Below are 329 nucleotides of genomic sequence, written 5' to 3' on the forward strand. Positions count from 1 at the left end.
CACCACCGCAGGGCGCCTCGGCGACCACCCGATACCAGCCCCTCTCATCCGTACCGGCGGTCAACCGCCCCCCAACCGCCTCCATTCGCTCCGCCAGATTGTCGAGCCCACCCCGAGCCCCACCCCCGCACCCGCGAAGCGCCCCCACATCGGCCCGCACCCCGTCATTGGACAGGGTGAGCCGCACGAACGCCCCCTCGACCTCCCGGATCTCGATCCGGCACTCCGTCGCCTTGCTGTGCCGGATGAGATTGGTGACCCCTTCACGCAGAACGGTCGCGAGGACGGTCCCGACCGGCCCGTCGCACCCGCAGCGCACATCGAGGCCG

General features: G+C 71.4%; 1 protein-coding gene. It reads right to left on the reverse strand.

The window, feature by feature from the left end; translation table 11 throughout:
- Nucleotides 1-329, reverse strand: a 329-nt coding sequence (locus AOK17_RS51855) for an ATP-binding protein (RefSeq protein ID WP_342671575.1), incomplete at both ends; no start/stop codon positions are given.

Source organism: Streptomyces phaeochromogenes, assembly GCF_001418655.1.
GTDB classification, from domain to species: domain Bacteria; phylum Actinomycetota; class Actinomycetes; order Streptomycetales; family Streptomycetaceae; genus Streptomyces; species Streptomyces phaeochromogenes.